17 protein-coding genes and 1 tRNA gene are annotated in these 22599 nt (G+C 38.0%); 16 read left to right on the forward strand and 2 right to left on the reverse strand.

What is annotated here, in order from left to right:
• The 12 genes from H4J57_RS04165 to H4J57_RS04215 all read left to right on the forward strand — a co-directional run bounded on the left by H4J57_RS04165 (position 1) and on the right by H4J57_RS04215 (position 12573).
• Entirely contained in the window at positions 1-2124 is a 2124-nt protein-coding gene (locus H4J57_RS04165) for a TonB-dependent receptor (protein ID WP_182242053.1), read from the forward strand.
• Between the two features lie 59 nt (positions 2125-2183).
• On the forward strand, positions 2184-2318 hold the full coding sequence (locus H4J57_RS19930; protein ID WP_259366791.1) for a hypothetical protein: 135 nt from the start codon (positions 2184-2186) through the stop codon (positions 2316-2318).
• A gap of 28 nt (positions 2319-2346) precedes the next feature.
• The gene (locus H4J57_RS04170) at positions 2347-2538 is read left to right on the forward strand and encodes a hypothetical protein (protein WP_182242054.1); all 192 of its coding nucleotides are present in this window, start codon (positions 2347-2349) and stop codon (positions 2536-2538) included.
• Between the two features lie 438 nt (positions 2539-2976).
• Positions 2977-3243 carry a hypothetical protein gene (locus H4J57_RS04175; RefSeq protein WP_182174212.1) on the forward strand — a complete coding sequence of 89 codons (267 nt, stop codon included), beginning with the start codon at positions 2977-2979 and terminating at the stop codon, positions 3241-3243.
• Positions 3243-3914, forward strand: a complete 672-nt coding sequence (gene pnuC, locus H4J57_RS04180; protein ID WP_182242055.1) for a nicotinamide riboside transporter PnuC — start codon at positions 3243-3245, stop codon at positions 3912-3914. Before H4J57_RS04175 ends, pnuC begins: the two co-directional genes overlap by 1 nt.
• Before the next feature lie 4 nt (positions 3915-3918).
• Positions 3919-4857 carry a phosphotransferase gene (locus tag H4J57_RS04185; protein WP_182242056.1) on the forward strand — a complete coding sequence of 313 codons (939 nt, stop codon included), beginning with the start codon at positions 3919-3921 and terminating at the stop codon, positions 4855-4857.
• Between the two features lie 355 nt (positions 4858-5212).
• Complete coding sequence (locus tag H4J57_RS04190; RefSeq protein ID WP_182217923.1) at positions 5213-6265, forward strand: hypothetical protein; 1053 nt, start codon at positions 5213-5215, stop codon at positions 6263-6265.
• 382 nt (positions 6266-6647) lie between these two features.
• Entirely contained in the window at positions 6648-7556 is a 909-nt protein-coding gene (cysD, locus tag H4J57_RS04195; protein ID WP_070375155.1) for a sulfate adenylyltransferase subunit CysD, read from the forward strand.
• Positions 7556-8968, forward strand: coding sequence for a sulfate adenylyltransferase subunit CysN (gene cysN / locus H4J57_RS04200; protein ID WP_182242057.1), 1413 nt, complete (start codon positions 7556-7558; stop codon positions 8966-8968). The genes cysD and cysN overlap by 1 nt, the downstream gene beginning before the upstream one ends.
• A gap of 153 nt (positions 8969-9121) precedes the next feature.
• Positions 9122-10846, forward strand: coding sequence for an SLC13 family permease (locus H4J57_RS04205; RefSeq protein ID WP_182242058.1), 1725 nt, complete (start codon positions 9122-9124; stop codon positions 10844-10846).
• A 32-nt stretch (positions 10847-10878) separates the two neighbouring features.
• The gene (gene cysC / locus H4J57_RS04210; RefSeq protein ID WP_182242059.1) at positions 10879-11529 is read left to right on the forward strand and encodes an adenylyl-sulfate kinase; all 651 of its coding nucleotides are present in this window, start codon (positions 10879-10881) and stop codon (positions 11527-11529) included.
• Between the two features lie 63 nt (positions 11530-11592).
• Positions 11593-12573 carry a DHHA1 domain-containing protein gene (locus H4J57_RS04215; protein ID WP_182242060.1) on the forward strand — a complete coding sequence of 327 codons (981 nt, stop codon included), beginning with the start codon at positions 11593-11595 and terminating at the stop codon, positions 12571-12573.
• A gap of 83 nt (positions 12574-12656) precedes the next feature.
• Here H4J57_RS04215 and H4J57_RS04220 read toward each other — a convergent pair.
• Positions 12657-12733: transfer RNA gene (locus H4J57_RS04220), tRNA-Arg, on the reverse strand.
• Positions 12734-12980: 247 nt separating this feature from the next.
• Between H4J57_RS04220 and H4J57_RS04225 the strand changes: the two genes are divergently transcribed.
• The 4 genes from H4J57_RS04225 to prsR all read left to right on the forward strand — a co-directional run bounded on the left by H4J57_RS04225 (position 12981) and on the right by prsR (position 21418).
• A complete protein-coding gene (locus tag H4J57_RS04225; RefSeq protein WP_182242061.1) occupies positions 12981-13940 on the forward strand; it encodes an efflux RND transporter periplasmic adaptor subunit in 960 nt (319 codons plus the stop codon).
• A gap of 5 nt (positions 13941-13945) precedes the next feature.
• Positions 13946-16996 carry an efflux RND transporter permease subunit gene (locus H4J57_RS04230; protein ID WP_182242062.1) on the forward strand — a complete coding sequence of 1017 codons (3051 nt, stop codon included), beginning with the start codon at positions 13946-13948 and terminating at the stop codon, positions 16994-16996.
• A gap of 27 nt (positions 16997-17023) precedes the next feature.
• Positions 17024-19057, forward strand: coding sequence for an XrtA/PEP-CTERM system histidine kinase PrsK (prsK, locus tag H4J57_RS04235; RefSeq protein ID WP_182242063.1), 2034 nt, complete (start codon positions 17024-17026; stop codon positions 19055-19057).
• A gap of 1008 nt (positions 19058-20065) precedes the next feature.
• A complete protein-coding gene (gene prsR / locus H4J57_RS04240; RefSeq protein ID WP_182230741.1) occupies positions 20066-21418 on the forward strand; it encodes a PEP-CTERM-box response regulator transcription factor in 1353 nt (450 codons plus the stop codon).
• A gap of 58 nt (positions 21419-21476) precedes the next feature.
• Here the strand turns inward: prsR and H4J57_RS04245 are convergent, their stop codons facing one another.
• Positions 21477-22595 (reverse strand): XrtA/PEP-CTERM system-associated ATPase, encoded by a 1119-nt coding sequence (locus H4J57_RS04245; RefSeq protein ID WP_182242064.1) that lies wholly within the window; start codon positions 22593-22595, stop codon positions 21477-21479.
• Positions 22596-22599: the final 4 nt, after the last annotated feature.

The following is a 22599-nucleotide window of genomic DNA, read 5'->3' on the forward strand; positions in this document are numbered from 1 at the left end:
ATGAATTTTATAAAATCTCCTATTTCAATTGCGGTAACAACGACTTTATTGACTTTTGCTAGCGTCACACAAGCAAATGAATCAACTGATATTGAGCGTATAACCGTCACTTCCAGTTTTAATAAGCAATCTTTAGCGCAAGCTCCTACTAGTATTGCAATCATCGACCAACAAAAAATAGCTGAGCAGGGCATTCAACATTTTGAAGAAGTTATTAATGGTGTCGCCAACTTAAATTTCTCTGGTGGAACATCTCGTCCGAAATATTTACAAATTAGAGGCGTCGGTGAACGCTCTGAATACCGCGGTGCGCCAAACTCATCAGTGGGTTTCATTGTTGACGATATCGATTTGTCAGGCTTGGGCATGGCAGCTTCTATGTACGATGTTCAACAAGTTGAAGTCTTAAGAGGTCCACAAGGTACACGTTTTGGTGCCAATGCGCTTGCGGGTTTAATTTACATAAAATCAAAAGACGCAACAGAATTACCCGAGCATGGTTTTAAAGTAACGTTAGGCAATGACGACTTAATTAATGTTGCCGGTTATAGCTCTGGTGCTGTCACCGAAGACTTAAATTACCGCATATCATTAGAGCAACATCAACAAAACGGTTATCGCGACAATCTTTATCTAAATAGAGATGATACTAATGGCATTGACGAGTTTTCTGGAAAGTTCAAATTGCAATATACGGCAACAGAAGATTTAAGTGTTGATTTTACTTATATATTTGCAGATAACGATAATAGTTTCGATCCTTGGACATTAGATAACAACGGCTTTAATACGATCACGGACAACCCTGGTGTTGATAATCAAAAATCGCATGGCGGCGCACTAAAATTTAGTTTTGAAGGTTTGTCATTCGCAAAATTCGAAGCGATAAGCAGCTATACCACGACAGAGCATCAGCACGCTTATGATGGTGATTGGGCAAACGCAGATTATTGGGCAAGTAAAAGTTGTGATGGTGCGCCATGTGAATACAGTTACCTGTGGGACAAACGCGCCGATAGAGATGTTTGGTCACAAGAGTTTCGATTATCATCAAATGACGCCTCAAGAATTTTTGACAATACAACTGCTTGGCTAGTGGGTACTTACATTAGCAAAATGAATGAAGATAACGACCTTGACTCTTTTTATAATGGTTGGGAAGACGAAATACTCGACTCTACATACTCAGCTAATAATTATGCAATTTTCACCCAGTTAGACAGTGCTCTTAGCTATGGCCATGAGTTATCAGTAGGTTTGCGCGTTGAAAAACGTTCAACCGATTATAGCGATAGTGCTGGCGATGAGTTTGACCCGTCTGAAACCATGTGGGGCGGACACATCGCCTTGAGTAAGATCATTAACAATGAGCATTCTGCCTATGTTCGTGTCGCGCGTGGCTACAAAGCGGGTGGTTTTAATATGGATTTACCCGAGCAATTAATCCAATTTAAAGAATTTGATACCGAAGTCTTAGTCAATTATGAATTAGGTCTGCAATCGAATATGCTAAATAATACCTTAGTCAGTCGACTAGCCTTATTCTATATGGACAGACAAGATCAACAAGTTAATGCTTCTCAACAGAACCCTGATAAGCCACAGCAATTTACCATTTACACGGCAAATGCCACCAGTTCAAGCAGTTACGGTTTGGAACTTGAGTTAACATATCAAGTTAATAATAATTTAACGATCGACTCGACAGTGGGCTACCTAAACGCAACATATGATGTTTATGGTTATTCTGACAAGTACGGTACAAACATTGACATTTCAGGACGCGATTTAGCACACGCACCAAGCTATACCTTTAGCCTTGGCTCTACGTATCGCAGCGACAATGGCGTTGTCTTCAATGTGAACTGGTCAGGAAAAGATGAATTTTTCTTCTCTGATAGCCATGACGAAAAAGCGTCAAGTTCAAACTTATTAAATGCGAAAGTTGCTTATGAACTCGCTGATTGGTCTATTTCACTTTGGGCTAGAAATATTACCGATGAAAAAATCGCAACACGCGGCTTCTTCTTCGGCAACGAACCTGATTTAGATTGGGTAGCTAAAAAATATCAACGCTTTGGCGCACCAAGACAAATTGGTGTAACGTTTGATTATAACTTCTAAGGTTAAGCACTCTTCAGCTAACACGCGGTCATGTTGAATTGATATGCCGCGATGCTGAATTGATATGCCGTAATACTGAAGTAACACGCCGTTATGTTGAACTAACATGTCGTCATGCTGAAGTAACACGCCGTCATGTTGGACTAACATGTCGTCATGCTGAATTTATTTCGGTATCTGTATTAGTGGCTTAAAGTAATGAGATCCTGAAACAAGTTCAGGATGACGGAGGGTGTTCAGGATGACGGGATTTTTAGCTTGGCAGAGCAGTTATTAAAAGCGCCTTGGCGTTACGTTGAAGTAACATGTCGTCATGATGAACTAACACGTCGTCATGTTGAAGTAGCATGCCGTAATACTGAAATAAAACGTCGTCATGCTGAATTTATTTCAGTATCTGTATTTGTGGCTTAGAGTAATGAGATCCTGAAACAAGTTCAGGATGACGGGATTTTTAGCTTGGCAGAGCCGTTGTTAAAAACCGCCTTGCCGTTGTGTTGTACTAACATGTCGTCATGCTGAATTTATTTCAGTATCTGTATTTGTGGCTTAGAGTAATGAGATCCTGAAACAAGTTCAGGATGACGGGCGGTGTTCAGGATTACGGGTTTTTTAGCTTGGCAGAGCAGTTCTTAAAAACCGTCATGCCGTTATGTTGAAGTAAAACGCCGTCATGATGAAGTAACATGCCGTAATACTGAAGTAAAACGCCGTCATGCTGAATTTATTTCAGTATCTGTATTTGTGGCTTAAAGTAATGAGATCCTGAAACAAGTTCAGGATGACCGGGGGTGTTCAGGATTACGGTTTTTTTTGTTCACTGGAAAAAGTGGCATACCATTAGGAAATAATATGAAAATATCTATAGAAATTAGTTTGTACCCCCTAGCGGAAGAAAAGTTTAAAACTGAAATTTGGGCGTTCATCAAGCGCCTTCGTAATGTAGTGGGCTTAAATGTAGTGACTAATGGCATGAGTACACAAGTATTTGGAGACTACGACTTAGCTACCCGTCATGTCATGGCAGAAATAAAACATGTCCATCAAACCTTAAATGCTGCTGTTTTTGTGTGTAAGTTTATTGGTGGTGATCGCTCAGAAGTCGAAGCTGAAAGCTAATGGTTGAATCTTTATCAGCAACAGTCAATTATTTTACGCATTTGCCTCTCTGGGAATTATTAGCGGTAATTTCAGCATTATTTTATGTGGTGTTAGCGGCAAAAGAAAATATTTGGTGTTGGCCAGCAGCGCTCGTGAGTACCATTATTTATAGCGTTATTTTTTATGATGTTTATTTATGGATGGACGCCTTATTGCAGGTTTATTATTTAGCGATGGCCATCTTTGGCTGGTATTGCTGGCGTCATGTTTCTTCGTCGCAAAATAACGCAACCAATAATAGTCATACAGGCACAGCATTGGCTATTCAAAGCTGGTCGCTACTCTTTCATACCAAAGTAGTGGTCTTACTAACTGCTTGCTCTTTGGTTATTGGCTGGCTAATGGACAATTACACGCCAACACACTTCCCTTATTTAGATTCTGCAACTACGGTATTTGCGGTGTTTGCGACCTATTTAGTCACTAAAAAGGTTTTAGAGAATTGGTTGTACTGGATAGTCATCGATTTTGTTTCCATTTATCTCTATTTAGAAAAAGGCTTACAACCTACCGCTGTGTTATTTGGCTTATATGTAGTAATGGCTATGGTCGGTTATGCAATTTGGTATAGTAAATATCAAAAGAGTCATCAACAAGCAGCAGGCAATATAGCCTCGGCGACTGAGTAGTTGAGTGGCGGCTTTAATCAATCAAAAAAGTAACAGCAGTTCTGAAGAGATTAAAGCCTTACCTTGTTTTATTCATCGCGATTGTAAAATTGAGCGATTAACAGGGGGTGAAAGTCATCAATGTTTTAAAGTGACGGTTAACAAAAACACTACTAAGCAAAATTTTTTTGTAAAGTCTTTCGCGGGCCATCAACAAACAGCAAAAGCCGAGATTGCCAGTCACTTATTAGTAGCAGAAATCGGTGTAGCACCGGCTATAATTTATCATTCAGCATCATGGCTTGTTACCGAATTTATTACCGGTGATTCATTAAGCGATTTTTATAAGCAACAAACTGTCAGTGTAGCTAATAGCAAAGTTACGGTGGCGATGTACTTAATGGTAAAAACCCATCAGTTAACACCGCCAGAAAATCATCCGGTGTTAGCTATTGAAGAACTGCTTTACCACCAAGCTTCCAATAGTAAACTCTCGCAGTCTCAGCATGTCGCGCTAAAGAAAATAATCAGCGAAATAACACCTCCGCAAGCCAAGCATAATCACTTAGTACTTTGTCATGGTGATGTGAATTATGAAAACATTCGTGTAAGCGCTTTGTTTACTAATGAAAATCCGCAAAAGCATACTTGGTTAGTCGATTTCGAATGCAGCTGTTTAGCTGAAGCCGAATATGATCTCGCCATGTTTATTGCGATTAACGAATTCAGTGTTAACGATATAGATGCTCTAATACAAGACTATCAGCAATTTACTAATGCCACGATTGATAAAGAAAAAGTGCGTGCATATTTCGCTTGTTGTTATCTCATTAATGGCTTGTGGTACTTCGAGGCCGGCTATCAACACAAGCAAGCGCAAAAATTAATGGCTAAGGCACACCAGCAGTTTGTACTTTTTGATCAATTAGGCTTGTTAACAGAAAAAATAACATTATTATTTTAATCTGTACTATCTTTATTATCCTCAGTAATTTACTCAGTAATAGCTACTATTTATAAAGTAGCTCTATTGAATTTAGTTACTGGCTATTTAGTAGTTTATATCAACTTATATCGCGACGTTACTTTTGTATCACGGTGATTTATTTAAGTTATTGAACATCTGGCAGCGTAATAAAAATGCAATAAAGGCTTAAGATTTTAATAATGCAAATCAGCCGTTAAATATTTATTTTATTGTTATTCTTTTTGTTGATCAGGCGTGATGTCGATGCTAATATTTACTACAAAGATCATTCTGTTGTTTATCTATATAACAAGGAATGTTAGGTTTTTTACTTTCAAATCAGGGATTAACAATGAATAAAATTATGCTCACAACAGTTGCTGCGGCAATTTCTTTGACTTTATCGGCATGTTACCAAGATGATGGTACTGTTCTTGCGCCAAACCAAGCGCCACCGGTTCCACCAACGCCTTCTACATTAGATGTATCAGGTTCTGGTATCAAAGGTGTATTAGCTAACGCTTTAGTTGAAGTTTTTGATAGCTCAGATGTAGAAACTGCTCTAGCTAACACTCAAACAGATGAAAATGGTGATTACACACTTTCATTAACTGATGCTTCTGGTGAAGCAATCACAGGTACTTTTTTCGTACGCGTAAGTGCTGACGAAGATACTACAATGATTTGTGATGCTCCAGCTTGTGGTGACGTAGTTAGAGGTGGCGTTGTTCCAGCATCACAATTAGTGGGCTTAGAACTTTCAACAATGAGTAATTCTGACGGTAGCGGTACAATCTCTGCTGAAGTTAACGCATTAACAACACTTGCAACTGAAACTATTTTAGCTGTAATTGAAGACGATGCAGATATCGACCTTTCTGACCCAGAAGTTTTTGAAGCGTTTCAAGTAGATGCTTCTCGAGTGATTGGTGCTACTTTAGGTTTAGATTTATCTGAAACTAACATTTTTGACGTTGTAATTGTTGATGCTTCTGTATCTGCAAATGTATCAACAGACGATATGATAGCAGCAACGTTAACGCTTATTAACGGTTCGCTTTCAGGTTTAGAGCCAGGCACTGATGAAACTCTTGCTGATGCAATTAAAACTTATATCGCTGCTGTTAAACTAGTTACTAAAGCGATTATTAATAACCCTGGTGCAGCATTAGATGCTGACTCAGTAGCGGCAATGGCAAGAATTAATGCTGTTCAAGCTAAAGTTTCGCAAGCAATTAAAGATTTAGCATCAGTTATTGCTGGCGATACAGGTAATGCTGTCGGTATTGTAAATATTCCTGACGTAATCAATCCTGATGATATCGCAGCTTCTGTTGATTTAGATGACGACATTACTGGTGGTACAGGTGGTACTGGCGGTACAGGTGGTACTGGCGGTAACTAATCCCAGTAACTATTATCTGAATAAAAACCGATAGATTTATCTATCGGTTTTTTTTTGCCAGAAATGCTCAATAATAATGCTAAATATAGAAGAATAGATCAGTATAATCAGCTAAATATTTAATTGCAGAATAACTCCGCCACCGCCATAATCATTGCAAGGTAGCTATATTTAATAATACTAGCATAGCGTTTGTAATAGTCGTGCTTTCACTCTTGTTTAGTCGTTTTAATTTAATTGTCTAAGTTAGCTTTAGTTTATCTATAGTTAGTTTATTGCAAGCTAGTTATAACCTAAGTTATTTAGTTATTTCGCTATATCGTTTTGGTTTGATATAATTTTTTGTAAGATTTTGACATAAAAAATGTAAAATAGGGCATATATGAATAAGAATAAATTAACACATTTAAAAGCACTGGAAGCTGAATCAATTCAAATAATGCGTGAAGTTGCTGCTGAATTTGATAATCCTGTTATGTTGTATTCAATAGGGAAAGATTCTTCTGTTCTTTTGCATTTAGCGCGTAAAGCTTTTTATCCGGGTAAAATTCCCTTCCCATTAATGCACGTTGATACGGATTGGAAATTCAAAGAAATGATTGAATTTCGTAATAATCTAGCAGAAAAGTATGACTTCGATTTAATCGTCCATAAAAACCCAGAAGGGCTTGCTATGGGTGTAGGTCCGTTTACTCACGGTAGTGCAAAACATACCGACATCATGAAAACACAAGGTTTGAAGCAAGCATTAGACATGCATGGTTTTGACGCCGCTTTTGGTGGTGCTCGTCGTGATGAAGAAAAGTCTCGTGCTAAAGAACGTGTTTATTCATTTCGTGATAAAAATCATCGTTGGGATCCTAAAAACCAACGTCCAGAGCTTTGGAATATCTATAACTCTAAAGTTGATCAAGGTGAAAGTATTCGTGTGTTCCCATTGTCTAATTGGACCGAGCTTGATATTTGGCAGTATATTTATCAAGAAGATATTGAAATGGTTCCACTTTATTTTGCAGCCAAAAGACCTGTCGTTAAACGTGATGGCTCATTAATCATGGTAGATGATGAACGCATGCCATTAAACGAGGGCGAAGTGCCTGAAATGAAATCAGTACGTTTTAGAACGCTAGGTTGTTATCCACTTACCGGCGCTATTGAATCGACTGCAACAACATTGCCTGAAATTATTCAAGAAATGCTTTTAACAACCACTTCTGAGCGACAAGGTCGAGTCATTGATAATGATTCAGCCGGTTCAATGGAAAAGAAAAAAATGGAAGGGTACTTTTAATGAACACTGAACAAACATTATTGGCAACAGATATTGAAGGCTACTTAAAGCAGCATGAAAACAAAGATATGCTGCGTTTTATCACCTGTGGCAGTGTAGATGACGGTAAGTCGACATTAATAGGCCGCTTACTTTTTGATAGCAAAATGATTTTTGAAGATCAGATGGCTGCTATTGAAAAAGATTCTAAAAAGTTTAATACCACAGATGGTGATTTTGATTTAGCGTTACTCGTTGACGGTTTACAGTCTGAACGCGAACAGGGTATTACTATAGATGTTGCTTATCGTTACTTTGCTACCGAGCAACGTAAATTTATTATTGCCGATACTCCAGGCCATGAGCAGTACACACGTAACATGGCAACGGGTGCTTCTACATGTGACTTAGCCATTATATTAATTGATGCGCGTCATGGCGTGCAAGTGCAAACACGACGTCATTCATATATCTGTTCATTATTAGGTATTAAGCATGTGGTTATTGCTATTAATAAAATGGATGCAGTAGATTATGACCAAAAGACATACCAAAAAATTAAAAGTGATTACCGTGAATTTGCTAAATCATTAAAAATTGAAGATGTTCGTTTTGTGCCTATTTCAGCTTTACGCGGCGATAACGTAGTCAACGAAAGTGAGCATATGCCTTGGTACCCAGGGTCACCTTTGCTTAAATTATTGAATACCGTGCAAATTAGCGGTGAAAAAAATAGTGCTTTTCGTTTTCCTGTTCAATACGTTAATCGTCCTAATTTAGACTTTAGAGGATTTGCCGGTACGATCGCTTCAGGTGAAATTCGTGTTGGTGATACTATTGTTGCGCTACCTTCAGGTAAGCAAAGTAAAATTAAGTCGATAGTAACTTTTGACGGCGAACTTGAAACGGCTTATGCCGATATGGCTGTAACGCTGACGCTTGAAGATGAGATAGATGTTAGTCGTGGTGACATGATCGTGCGACCGCATGAGCAACCCGCTTCTTCTAATACGTTTAGTGCAGATGTGGTGTGGATGGATGAAGCGGCACTACAAATAGACCGTGAATACATTATTAAAGTAGGCACTCATGCTACGTTTGGCTCTGTTGATAAAATAGAGTATAGCGTTAATGTTAATACCATGGAAAAGCAAGACGTACAGCATTTAGCGTTGAATGAAATAGGGCGTTGTAACTTTACGTTAAACGAACCTGTGCAGTTTGATGCTTATCAAGAGAACCGTCAAACAGGTGCTTTTATTATTATTGACCGTTTGACCAATGCAACAGTTGGCGCGGGCATGATAGCTTCACAACTGACACAATTGGAAAAAGGACAGCCTAAAAAGTACAGTGATTACGAACTTGAACTTAATGCGTTTGTTTGTAAGCACTTTCCTCATTGGGGAGCTAAAAACTTAGCTAAAAAGTAACGAGACTAAAAGATGTAAACTAAGGGCAATGAGGTCGTGTAAAAAACAGCTAGCAATATCTCAGTTTTTTACTCAGCCGCTTTGCTCTTAGTTATTATTTGTCTCTAATTTTTTCTTAAGATTAGCTGTTAAAAGTTAACAGGGTTTATATATTTGAATATAGATGCAGCGTTCGTACTATTAATCTTTATTAGTACAATTATAGGTTTATTAAAGTTTCAGAAGCAGCCTGGAAAGGTCTTTGGCTTTACTTTTATTGCACTTATTATTAGTGGACAAGTTTCAAATGAAGCTGTGTTAGCTAGTATGTCTAATAAAGGCTTAATAACGCTTATTTTGTTGATACTGTGTTCTTTAGCGTTAGAAAAAACCCGCTTACTGCGTATACTCGCCAGCAAAGTTTTATTCTCAAGTTATGGCAAAACCTGGATCAGGCTTTTTAGTTTAACGGTTGTTTCTTCAGCCTTGTTAAATAATACCGCCGTTGTCTCTACCATGCTGGCGCCGATTCGCAATAACCCTTATCATTCTGCCAGTCGATTATTATTACCTTTGTCTTATGCGGCTATTTTTGGCGGTACGCTAACCTTAATTGGCACGTCTACTAACTTAATTGTTAACAGTTTAGTCTTAAATGCTGATCTACCTGCCTTAGGATTTTTTGATTTTTTCCCGGTAGGTGTTTTTATCGTCATTACTTGTGGCTGTGCGCTGTGGTTTTTATCTAAATATCTCCCCGAAACAGATATTAATTCAACGCTAGAAAGTTCATATTTATTAGATGCTAAAGTAGAACTTAACTCGGCATTGATTGGCAAAACCGTAGAAGAAAACGCTTTAAGGCATTTAGACTCTTTATTTTTAATTGAAATAATTCGCGCTGGGCAAACGATTACCCCTGTTTCTCCCGACCAAGTTATTAGTGCCAACGATAAGCTTATTTTTAATGGTGACGTTACTAAAGTAAACCAACTTAAGCAGTTTGATGGTTTAACTGTTTTTGCACACAAACAAGGCTTGTCTGATGACAACTTAACGGAAGTCTTTGTTCGCTCTGAAAGTGTACTCATTAATAAAACATTAAAAGGCGTTGGCTTTAGAGCTAAGTTTGACGCTGCTGTGGTAGCAATGAAAAGAGACGGGCAAGCCATTACAGGTAAGCTTGGCGATGTTAGTATTCGTCCGGGTGATTACTTAGTGTTAGCAACGGGCCAAGATTTTAAAGCCAGAAATAATGTTGATAAAAACTTTATTGTTGTCAATGGCGTTGAGCCAGAATCAAAACTTACCGGTAAAAAAGAACCTTTTGTTATTATAAGTTTTTTCTTAACCGTAGCATTAAGTGCACTAGGAATTATTTCTTTATTTAAAGGAATGTTAGTGCTATTTTCTTTTTTCTTATTATCGAATTGCTTGTCTAAAGATGAAGTGATTAGACGTTTTCCAATACAAATTTGGCTGATTATTTCTACGGCGCTGATGCTTGCCAGTGCATTAATAAATAGTGGATTACTAACGTCTCTTGAAACGATTACTTCTTTGTCGGGCAATATTACGCCAACCGTCGCCTTGATTATTATATTTTTATTAACGGTATTATTAACCGAATTGGTCACTAATAATGCCGCAGCCGCGCTAATATTCCCAATAGCTTATAGTATAGCGTTGAACTATGGCGTAAATATTACTCCCTTTATTATGGCAGTAGCCTTTGGTGCCAGCGCTAGTTTTATTAGCCCATACGGGTATCAAACCAATTTAATGGTCTTTAGTGCCGGGCAATACCAGTTGATAGATTTTATAAAAATAGGTGTGCCAATTAGCGTTATATATTGCACTACTGCGATTTGTAGTATTTTATATTTCTTCCCTTTTTAGCTATTAATAGCGTCCAATGATAAATGTGAATTATGAAAAAAAGTAACCCAGCAAGTCCTTATATAGAAAAAAATAACACAGAAAAATCGTCAGATGTGATTTGGCATCAACAGAGTGTCACTGCTGAACAAAAGTCTCAGTTAAAGGGACATAAAGCGGTATTGCTATGGTATACCGGCCTAAGTGGTTCGGGTAAATCTACCGTTGCCAATGCAGTTGAGCAAAAATTACTGGAACGTGGTTGTCACAGTTATTTACTTGATGGTGACAATGTTCGCCACGGTTTAAATAACGATTTAGGGTTCACTGACGAAGACCGTATTGAAAATATACGTAGGATAGGTGAAGTGGCTAAGTTATTTGTAGACGCAGGTCTGCTTGTTTCAACAGCCTTTATTTCCCCTTTTCAAAAAGACAGAGATCAAGCCAGAGCGTTACTTAAAGACGCGTTATTTTTAGAGGTATTTATTGATACGCCTTTAGATGTTTGTGAAAGCCGTGATCCTAAAGGTTTATATAAAAAAGCCAGAGCGGGTGAAATCGTTAATTTTACTGGTATAAGTTCGGCTTATGAAGCCCCTGAAACTGCTGAAATACATATCGAAACAGCGCATTTGTCTATTGAGCAATGTGCTGATTTAGTGATAGACGCTTTAATAAAAAAACAAATTATAAAATCATAGTTTTTACTAATGGCTTTATCGAAAAGAAATAATTGTAAAGACTAAAAAACAAAGGATTTATCTGTGAATTATGACGTATTTAATGGTGATGCCGACGGTATTATCGCCTTGCTGCAATTGCAATTAGCCAATCCGACAGTAAGTGTCAAAATTACCGGCGTTAAACGTGATATTGCTTTACTGCAACAGGTAATTGAAATAACAAATGCCCAAGGCAATAGTAGAGACGAGAGTGTTATTCGTGTTTTAGACATTTCAATGGAAAAAAATAAAGAGGCATTGAATACCTTATTAGCTGAAGGCGGCAACGTAACTTATATCGATCATCATCGTGCGGGTGACATTCCGGAACATGTAAATTTACAAACGCATATTGATTTAGATGCAAATACTTGTACGGCTTTAATCGTTGATAAGATTTTAGCTGGGAAGTTTCATCATTGGGCTATTTGTGCTGCTTTTGGTGACAATCTTATTGCTAAAGCGACTAAGTTAGCCAAGTTAGCGGGTTTAAACGATAACGAATGCGAGCAGTTAGAAACGTTAGGTACTTTAATTAACTACAATGGTTATGGTTCACATATTGACGACTTGCATTTTCATCCGGCAAGGTTATATGAATTACTGTTAGCTTACTCAAGCCCTTTTGATGCGATTAAAGATGCAGACTCTCCTTATTATATTTTGCAAAAACTATATAACCAAGACCATTTGAAAGCCGTTAACACCAAAGCATTTTATGACACAGCGTTATTAACTGCATTTGAATTACCGGATGAAACATGGGCCAGAAGAATAAGTGGTGTTTTTGGTAATGAATTAGCCAATATAAACCCCAAGAAAGCACACGCTATTTTTACAATAAATACAGATAACACCTATACGGTTTCTTTAAGGGCGCCATTAGCGAATAAACAAGGTGCTGGTGATATTTGTAGTCAGTTTACTACAGGTGGAGGACGTGCCGCTGCCGCTGGTATCAATGCGCTTCCTAAAGATAAAATTGAAGCGTTTTTAGCCGCAGTAGCAGCTTACTATAGCTAATGAGTGACGTGGTAAAATAGATAAGCGGTCACTGTAAAAATGAAACTGTTTATTTAACGTGGATTTTGTTTTTAGGAAAAAAGTGGTCCACCCGACAGGACTTGAACCTGTGACCTCACGCTTCGGAGGCGTGAACTCTATCCAGCTGAGCTACGGGTGGTTTGCTGTGTTAAGCGCGGCAAATACTATAATTAATCGTGAAAATTGTCTAGCTTTGTCGTCTTTATTTTAGGTACAGGGGTGAATTCTATCCATCTTTATTGCGCTAAGCAAAAATAATGAAAAAAGATGTACTTTATTCAGCAACAACCCTAAAGTATTGGCTATAATAAAATCAGTTAATTTAACGCGTTATAGAATTGCATATGAAATCACAGAATAGTTTTTTTAGGTTTTTGATGATAGGGATGACAATTCTTGCATCATCATCGACATTGTCGCAGAGTTACGATTTTGAACAGATCATTGTTGAGCCCTACGCCGATATCATAAAACGGACAGGGAAACTTGATTTTAAAAGAACGTTAAATTTGTCATTTAAAAGTAGTGGGTATTTAGCTAAGTTAGCCTTTGATGAAGGTCAGTACTTTGAAAAAAACCAGCTTATTGCATCTTTAGACACACGAGAATTACTGCAAAATAAAAACGCTACTTATGCGCAATTATTACAAGCAAAGCGCGAAGTTAACCGTCAACAAAAACTACTCGAAAATAAATTAAGTTCAGAACAAGATCTTGATCTTGCCTTAACTCGTGTTGAAACAAGCAGAGCTAACTATCAAGTTGCCTTTTATCATTTTGAAAAATCACAAATTTTTGCGCCATTTTCAGGCGTGGTATTAAACCGTTATACTGAACTAGGTGAACTACAATCGCCAGGCAGTAATGTACTAAAAATAGCCGCTTTAGAGCAAAATTGGGTGGTAAAAGTTGCCTTAACAGGTAACGAAGTCAGCCAAGTGCGTTTAGGTCAAAAAGTGAATGTTTCTTTACAGGCACTTGGAAGTGTTATTGGCGAAGTAAGTAAAATACCCGCAATTTCAAACACCAAGGGTAATATGTTTATCATTGAAGTGTTGCTACCAAATATTAACCTGAACAGTGGGATTGTTGCTGGGCAAATTGCCGAAATCATTATCGATTTCACCAGTGATAACTTTGTTTATCGCTTACCGATATCAGCATTGATTTCTGTTAACGATAAAGGGCAAGCTGTTGTTATTGTCAAAGACAATCAAGAACTAGTTTATCAGTATTACGATATTTACCGTTTAGATAACCAATTTGTGTATTTGTTTGCTTCAGTTGATGGTCAACCCATACAAATAGTCAGTAGTGGCTGGCAACATATTAAATTAGGTAAGTAATTACTATGCTGTTACCTAAACTCGCTATAAAGAACGCACAATTTACCCTAACAATAGTGGTGCTATTAGTACTCGTTGGTATTGTTTCCTACTTTCAAATGCCACGTTCAGAGGATCCACAGTTTGATATGCCCATCACCTTAATTGAAGTGATCTACCCTGGCGCATCACCAACAGATATTGAAACTTTAGTGGTTAATCCGCTCGAAGAAGAATTTTCTGATATAGAAAATATTCAAAAAATAGAATCACAAGTTAAAAATGGTGGTGCACGTATTGAAATTACTTTTCTGTACGGCACAGATCCAGAGGCATCTTATAACAAAGTAAAGCAGGCGGTTTCAACAGTAAAGCCAACACTACCTGAAGGTGTTCATGATTTACTCGTTTTAAAAGCAACGCCTACAAGTGTTGCTATCATGCAATTGGCGCTATGGAGTGAGCCAATAGATTATAAAGTTATGGAGTTTTATGCCAAACAGTTAGAAAAACGTTTAGAAGCGATTAACGATGTTCGAAAAGCTGATGTTTGGGGTTATCCTCAGCAAATTGTCGCCATTGACATTAATTTAGCACAGCTAAAACATTACGGCTTATCTGTTACCGATATTAACTCAATTTTACAAGGACGTGCGGTAAATATTACACCAGGTTATGTTGACGCGAGTTCACGGCGTTTTAATGTAAAAGCTAGTGGTAACTTTGGACAACTAGCTGAGTTAGGTGAAACGGTTATTCGCTCGGATGATAGTTTTGTACTGCGTTTAAAAGACATAGCGACAGTGGAGTTTTCAGGATTAGAACCAAACTATTTAGCTTATTATGATAATAAGCCAGTTATTTTTCTCACTATAGAACAACGACCTAATACAAATATTTTTGGCCTAACTAAAAGTATTGATAATGAAATCGCCAACTTTACTGACAGCTTACCCGATAATATGAAAGTTGATGTTTTGTTTAAGCAAGCCGACAGTGTTGAAATGAGAGTGAATGGTTTTTTTGACAACCTATGGCAAGGACTAGTGCTAGTCGGCATTATGTCATTGTTATTTTTAGGACTACGTGAATCTTTAGTGGTCATTGCCGTTATTCCATTGTCCTTTTTAGTGGCAATAGGTTGGTTAGACTTTAGTGGCTTTGGTTTACAACAAATGTCTATTGTGGGTTTGATTATAGCTTTAGGTTTACTTGTAGATAATGCGATAGTGGTTACTGAAAGCATCCATAGAGAAAAGAAAACAACAAAAAATCTTGCTGAAGCTGCTGCAGTGGGCACAGCAAAAGTAGGTTGGGCAATAACCAGCGGTACTGTAACCACGATGTTAGCGTTTCTGCCTATGTTAATGCTAGCCAGCAACACAGGCGACTTTGTTCGTTCAATGCCGGTAACAGTTGTCTTAGTACTGCTAGCATCTTTATTAATCGCCCTGACATTAACACCACTATTAGCCAGTCGTTTTTTTGCAAAAAATACAGCTGAAAATAAAACTAAAATAAAAACGCTTCAGCATTACGTTAATATATTTGCCGAGCACGTTTATGCGAAGTGGCTGTCACGATTTATGAATGTTCGCTGGATTGTTATCGCTATTGCCGTAGTCTGTTTGGTGGGTATGTTGTCATTATTTGGTAAAGTGGGAGTCAGTCTTTTCCCTAAAGCCGAAAAGCCAATGATTATGCTTGATGTTGAAACACCGCCCAACTCATCGTTAGCCTATACAGATAGCATCATGCAAAAAATGACTGAGGTTATTGAAAAGCATGAGTTGGTTGATAAAGTTGCATTAAATGTCGGCAATGCAAACCCACGTATTTATTATAATCAAATTCCTAAACGTGGTGTGGCAACTTATGGTCAGGTCATTGTTGTATTAAGTGAATATGATGCACAAAGAGTATCTGATTTTGTTAGTCAACTTCGTGAAGAGTTTGGCAAGTGGCAACAAGCCAAAATTACGGTCAGTGAATTTACCCAAGGACCGGTTACCGATCTACCAATAAGTGTTCGACTTATGGGCGAATCACTGTCTGATTTAGAGCAAGTCGCTAATGACCTTTCAAATATGATGGCAAGCACTAAAGGCATTATAAACATTGATAATCCTATTGGCATTGCTAATACCGAACTCTTACTTGATATTGATTATGAAAAAGCGGGCTTATCTAACATTGATATTAATACCCTTGATATTACTTTACAGACAATACTTTCTGGAACGGCTGTAGGTCGATTTAATGATGATAATGGTGAAAGCTATCCTATTGTTGTGCGCCGCAAAAACCCTGATGTTGACGGTTTAGCTGATATTAATGTCACTAACCGTTTAGGTGAAGCTATTCCGCTTAATCAAGTTATTACTACCAAGCTGCAAAAAGGTCGTACTGAGTTCTATCATTATCAAAAGTTACGTATGGCGAAGGTATCTGCAGATGTTGATAAAAATCATACCGTAAGTGAGTTAACCACTAAAGTTATCGACTACTTAGCGCAATATGAAATGCCTGAGGGAGTTAGCTATACCTTGGGCGGAGAAGAAGAATCTCGTCAAGAAAACTTTTCAGGTTTAGCACAAATAATGCTGGTTACTGCTATAGGTATATTTGCGGTGTTGGTCTTACAGTTTAAATCGTTTTTACAACCGCTGGTGATATTTACTTCCATTCCATTTGCGATGGCTGGTTCAGTTATAGGGTTATATATTACGGGTCAATCATTTTCGATGATGGCATTTATAGGTTTAATTAGTTTGTTTGGTATTGTGGTGAATAACGCCATTATATTAATTGATACGGCGAACCGTAACTTTGTTGAGTCGAATAATTTAAAGCAAGCGATACTCGATGCCAGTGCCACCCGTTTTACCCCAATACTATTAACAACATTAACGACTATTGGCGGCTTATTACCACTCACTCTTTTTGGCGGCGGTTTATGGCAGCCATTAGGTACAGTGATTATTTCAGGATTATGCGTTTCGGCGATTGCTAGTTTTCTACTGGTACCGGTATTAACTGAAATATTTACTAAAGAAAATGCAGTGCAGAACGATTAAACAAAAACTCAATAAGAAGTTTATATTATGGATTCATTAGGGCTCTTTGGTTATTCGTTAGCGAGTGCTGCATACTTTGTTTTTGCATTACTCATTTTTGCTGCGCGAAATAAGACAAGCCTAGCTCGCTGGGTATTAGTTTCAGTATTAGTAACCGTCATTGCTAATGTGGTTGCTGCCTTGCAAATACAGATCGGCTTTAGTTTGCAGTGGGCAATGCTTGCTGACGGTATTAAAGTAGCTTGTTGGTCATTGTTAATTCTACTTTGTAACACCGAACAACGTTCTTTTCGAGCGATAATTGCGAATTCCCATATTCGTCAATATATCAAAGTTTGGACCATACTCATGGTTGCTTGCTGGTTGGCGAGTGTCTTACTTCATTACTCTTACGAATACTTATTCCTACTTTTTATTGTGCTTAATTTATGGAGTTTAGTGCTACTAGAACAGTTATACCGAAGTGCTGATTCACAAGTGCGCTGGGCTATTTGGCCGATGGTTATTGCATTAGCCAGCGTTGCAATTTTTGACTTTGTTTTATATGCACAAGCCACAATGGTTGACGGTATTGATTTTGATTTTTGGTTTAGTCGTGGCTTTATCTCTCTTATTGTTGTGCCTTTATTACTGATCAGTACTCGACGGATTCGTAATGGCGCTGTAAGGATTTTTGTTTCTCGACATGTTGTTTTTTATAGCTCAATGTTGATGATTGCCGGTATATATTTGTTGGTTATGGCCTTTGCTGGCTATGTTATTAACTACATAGGTGGAGAGTGGGGCAGCGTTGTTAGTATCGGCTTTCTAATGTTAAGTGCTTTGGTCTTAGTCGCTTTATTGATTACCGAATCGTTGCGCCGGAAATTAAAAGTGTTTATAGCAAAAAACTTTTTTGCTAATAAATACGAATACCGAGATGAATGGTTAAACCTTATCGGAAAAATAGAAACCACCAATGCTGAAAGCTATTATCAAATGGCAACTCAAATAATGATGTCAAAAGTAGATGCTTATGCTGGCGCTATTTTGAAAAAAGTAACAGGTCAACGTTTCAGTGTTCAATATTCTGAAAAATTGCTTCTAGATGATACCTTTAATCAGCAATTGGTCGAGTGCAGTCTTTTTTGTCAACGCCAAGGTTGGATCATTGATATTGAAGAATATCGCCAAACGCCAACTGTTTATCCTGGCTTATCTCTAGACTTATCGTTATTCGATACCAAGAGCATTAGAATTATAGTCCCTATTTTTATTGGTAAAGCATTCTATGGGATGTTTATATTAGCGGGAAAAAATGAAGTTAAGCAATTAAATTGGGAAGACAGAGATTTACTTTTCGCTATATCAAAACAGTTAGGAAATTTCGTTTCTTTACATGAAGCTAATGATAAATTAGCAGAATCAAAACAGTTTGATGCCTTTAACCGAATGTCCGCTTTTTTAGTGCATGATTTGAAAAATGTTCAAGCTCAGTTAGCACTTATTACCTCTAATGCAGAAAAACACCGGGATAACCCAGAGTTTATTGCTGATGTTTTTGAAACGGTAGAGTCAGCGACAGAACGCTTATCTAAAGTACTTTCGCAATTACGTAATAAGCAAGCAGCTCAATCTAAAAGTGAGTTGGTTGATATATCAGCAATCATTAACAGCGTAATAGAGCAGAGAAATATTGAGTTGCCTAAGGTGACCTTTGATAAAATCAACCATTGCGAAATGGCTATTGATAATGAAACGTTTCATTCAGTGCTCAATCACTTAATACAGAATGCACAGGAAGCGACAAGCAAAGATGGCTGGGTTAAAGTAGAACTTACTCAGATAGAAAACCATATAGGAATTAAAATTTCTGATAATGGCTGCGGTATGTCGGCAGACTTTATTAATAATCGACTATTCAAACCTTTTGATACCACTAAAGGTAATGCGGGTATGGGCATTGGTGTCTTTGAAGCCAAGCAATTTGTTGAAGGGATTGCCGGAATAATTAAAGTCGAGAGTATTGAAAATAAAGGCACTGTTTTTATAATAGACTTACCAATAAACCCAAGTTTATAAATGATATATTACCGTGGAATACAGATCCTGAAATAAATTCAGGATGATGTAGTGGTTTCAGGATGACGTACTTGGATTCAGGCTGACGTACGTGGATTTAGGACGACGTACCTAGATTCAGGGCGACGACAGGTAAAGTTGTTTTCCCCGTCATGCTGAACTCGTTTCAGTATCTGGGCTGAGATCCTGATATAAATTCAAGATGACGTAGTGGAATCAGGACGACTACAGATAAGGTTGCTTTTCCTCCGTCATGCTGAACTCGTTTCAGTATCTGGGCTGAGATCCTGAAATAAATTCAAGATGACGTAGTGGAATCAGGACGACGACAGATAAGGTTATTTTCCCCCGTCATGCTGAACTCGTTTCAGTATCTGGGATGAGATCCTGAAATAAATTCAGGATGGCGTAGTGGTTTCAGGATGGCGTAGTGGTTTCAGGATGACGTACGCTGATTTGGGATAACGTACGTCGATTCAGTATGACGTTTGTGGATTCAGTATAACGTGTGTGGTTTCAGGACGACGATAGGTAAGGTTGTTTTTCCCCGTCATGCTGAACTCGTTTCAGTATCCGGGTTAAGATCCTGAAATAAATTCAGGATGACGCTCATGGATTCAGGATGACGCTCATGGATTAGGCTAACGTTCGTGGAATCAGGTTGACGTTTGTGGTTTCATGACGACGATAGGTAAGGTTTTTCCCCGTCATGCTCAACTCGTTTCAGTATCTGGGTTAAGATCCTGAAATAAATTCATGATAACGTTCGTGGATTCAGGATGACGTTCGTGGATTCAGGATGACGGTCGTGGATTCAGAATAACATTTGTTGATTTATAATGACGACAGATGAGGTTGTTCTTTCCCGTCATGCTGAACTCGTTTCAGTATCCGGGCTGAGATCCTGAAATAAATTCAGGATGACGTACTTCGATTCAGTACGACGTACATGAATTCAGGATCACGCGCTCAAATAAAGCGTATACATAATAAAAGGGTTTTAGTCGTATGGAAAAGTTACTGATCATTGATGATGATAAAGGAATACAAAAGCAACTTAAGTGGAGCTTATCTGATTATGAGGCTGTATTAGCAGGTGATCGTGAAAGTGCTATTGCTGCAGTACGTCGCTTTGAACCCAAAGTTGTTACGCTTGATTTAGGTTTACCGCCAGATGAAGCTAATGCTACTGAAGGTTTAGCGGCATTACAGGAAATTTTGACCATAGCGCCTCATACTAAGGTGATAGTGATCACCGGCAATGATGATCGTACTAATGCGTTAAAAGCTATTTCTGCGGGTGCCTACGACTTTTATCAAAAGCCAATAGATGCTGATGTGATCAATGTCATTATTGCTCGGGCGTTTAGTGTTTCGGCAATTGAAGAAGAAAACCGTAAGATGCGTCAAGTTGCGGGTAGTGATATTGGCATTATTGGTAACAGTGAAGCTATTGACCGTCTCCGCATGATGGTAAAGCGCATTGCGCCAACACAAATTACAGCCTTATTACTGGGCGAAAGCGGCACGGGTAAAGAAGTAACCGCTAATGCCGTGCATATTGCCAGTGAGCGCAGTAATAAGCCCTTTGTTGCCATTAACTGTGCTTCTATCCCTGAAAACTTATTAGAAAGTGAATTATTTGGTTTTGAAAAAGGAGCTTTTACTGGGGCTCATCGTGCGACTAAAGGCAAAATAGAGTGTGCAGAAGGCGGTACTTTATTTCTTGATGAAATTGGTGATATGCCCTTTAGCTTGCAAGCAAAACTATTACGCTTCTTACAAGAAAAAACGATTGAACGCCTTGGTGGTCGACAAGAAATTAATGTGGATGTTCGAGTCGTTTGTGCAACCAATCAAAACTTAGAACAAATGGTTAAAGATAAAACTTTCCGTGAAGACTTATTTTACCGCGTCAGTGAAATAACCTTAAATATACCCCCGCTACGTGACCGAGATGAAGACGTATTAATTCTGGCTCAATATTTTTTACAGATGTACGCACTTGAATATAAACGTAATGTAAAAAGTTTTTCAGAAGACGGTTTAAGTGCTATTAAGGCTCATAAATGGCCGGGTAATATTCGTGAGTTACAAAATAAAGTAAAAAGTTCGGTAATTATGACGACTGGCACACAAGTGACGGCCTTTGACTTAGGCTTTTTTGATCATACGAGTACTGAACTTGGGCTGTCTTTGAATTTGCGTTCGGTGCGAGAAAAAGCAGAGTCACTGGCTATTCAAAAAGCTTATGCATTAGCCGAAGGCAATATGTCAAAAGCTGCAGAATTACTAGGTGTTACTAGACCAACATTGTATTCATTAATTGAAAAGTATGGACTAACAATTAACGAAACCTAGATGATGTGAAGATAGGGAGAAGGTTTTGTTATAAAATCTTCTCTACTAATTAATGATGTTAACTCTTATCGTTTTCACTACTTCGTTCAGAATTAGTATCGGCAATTGTATCAGCTGCTAGCTCTGAGTTAGCTTCAATACTTTCATCGATATTACTTTCAGCATATAAACGACTCTTCTGCTTAAGGAGTTTATCAACATAACGCGCCATTTTAATTTTCTGCTTAATCGACGACTCTAATATCTCTTCTACTTCTCTTAATATTTCTTTCATGTTTTCAACATTCTCAGTTGAATTCACAATGAGCTGTGCGCTTGCCTGGCTAGGTTCATTACTGGTTAATTGTACTTTATGCAGCGAACCGGTTAACTCTACTTGCATCTCTAACGCGACTTCGTTAATTGCGTCAACATCAATACAAGCTAGCTCTTCTAAAAATCCAAACAATAATAAACGGTCAACAAAAATATTGATTTTTCTTGGAACGCCTAATGTTTTTTCATGAATAACATTAAAGCCTTCATCTGAGAAGAGTGCCTCTTTAATACAACCTGCTTGCTGCAATCTATGATTAATGTATTCTTTAACTTCGTCACTCGTCAGTGGCTTTAAATGCGCAGATGCAATGATACGTTGACGAAATTGCTCCATATTAGGCGCTTGAATAATATCTTTAAGCTCTTCTTGTCCGAGAAGAAAACTTTGTATTAATGGCTTATTATCCAGCTGAAAATTAGATAACATGCGCAGTTCTTCAACGGTTTCTATCGGTAAATTTTGTGCTTCATCAACAATCAACAAAGCGCGCTTACCTTGGCGATTTAAATCAATAAGAAACTGTTCAATGGACTGTAGTAACTCTGCTTTGCTTTTACCTTTAACCGAAATCTTAAATTCAAAAGCAACAAGTTCAAGTAATTCCTGCGGGTCGAGCTTAGTCGTGACAAGTTGAGCAGCAACAATTGAATCGTCAGCAATATTGTTTAAAAGGTTACGCGCTATTGTTGTTTTACCCGTGCCTATAGGCCCAGTAACTACGATAAAGCCTTCGCCTTGATCTAAACCATATTGTAAATAAGACATTGCTCTTTGGTGGTTGCTTGACGCGAAAAAGAAACGTGGATCGGGACTTAACTGAAAAGGACGCTCTTTAAAACCATAATAATTTTCGTACATACTG

It is taken from the genome of Colwellia sp. BRX8-7 (genome assembly GCF_014077275.1).
Lineage (GTDB): Bacteria > Pseudomonadota > Gammaproteobacteria > Enterobacterales > Alteromonadaceae > Colwellia_A.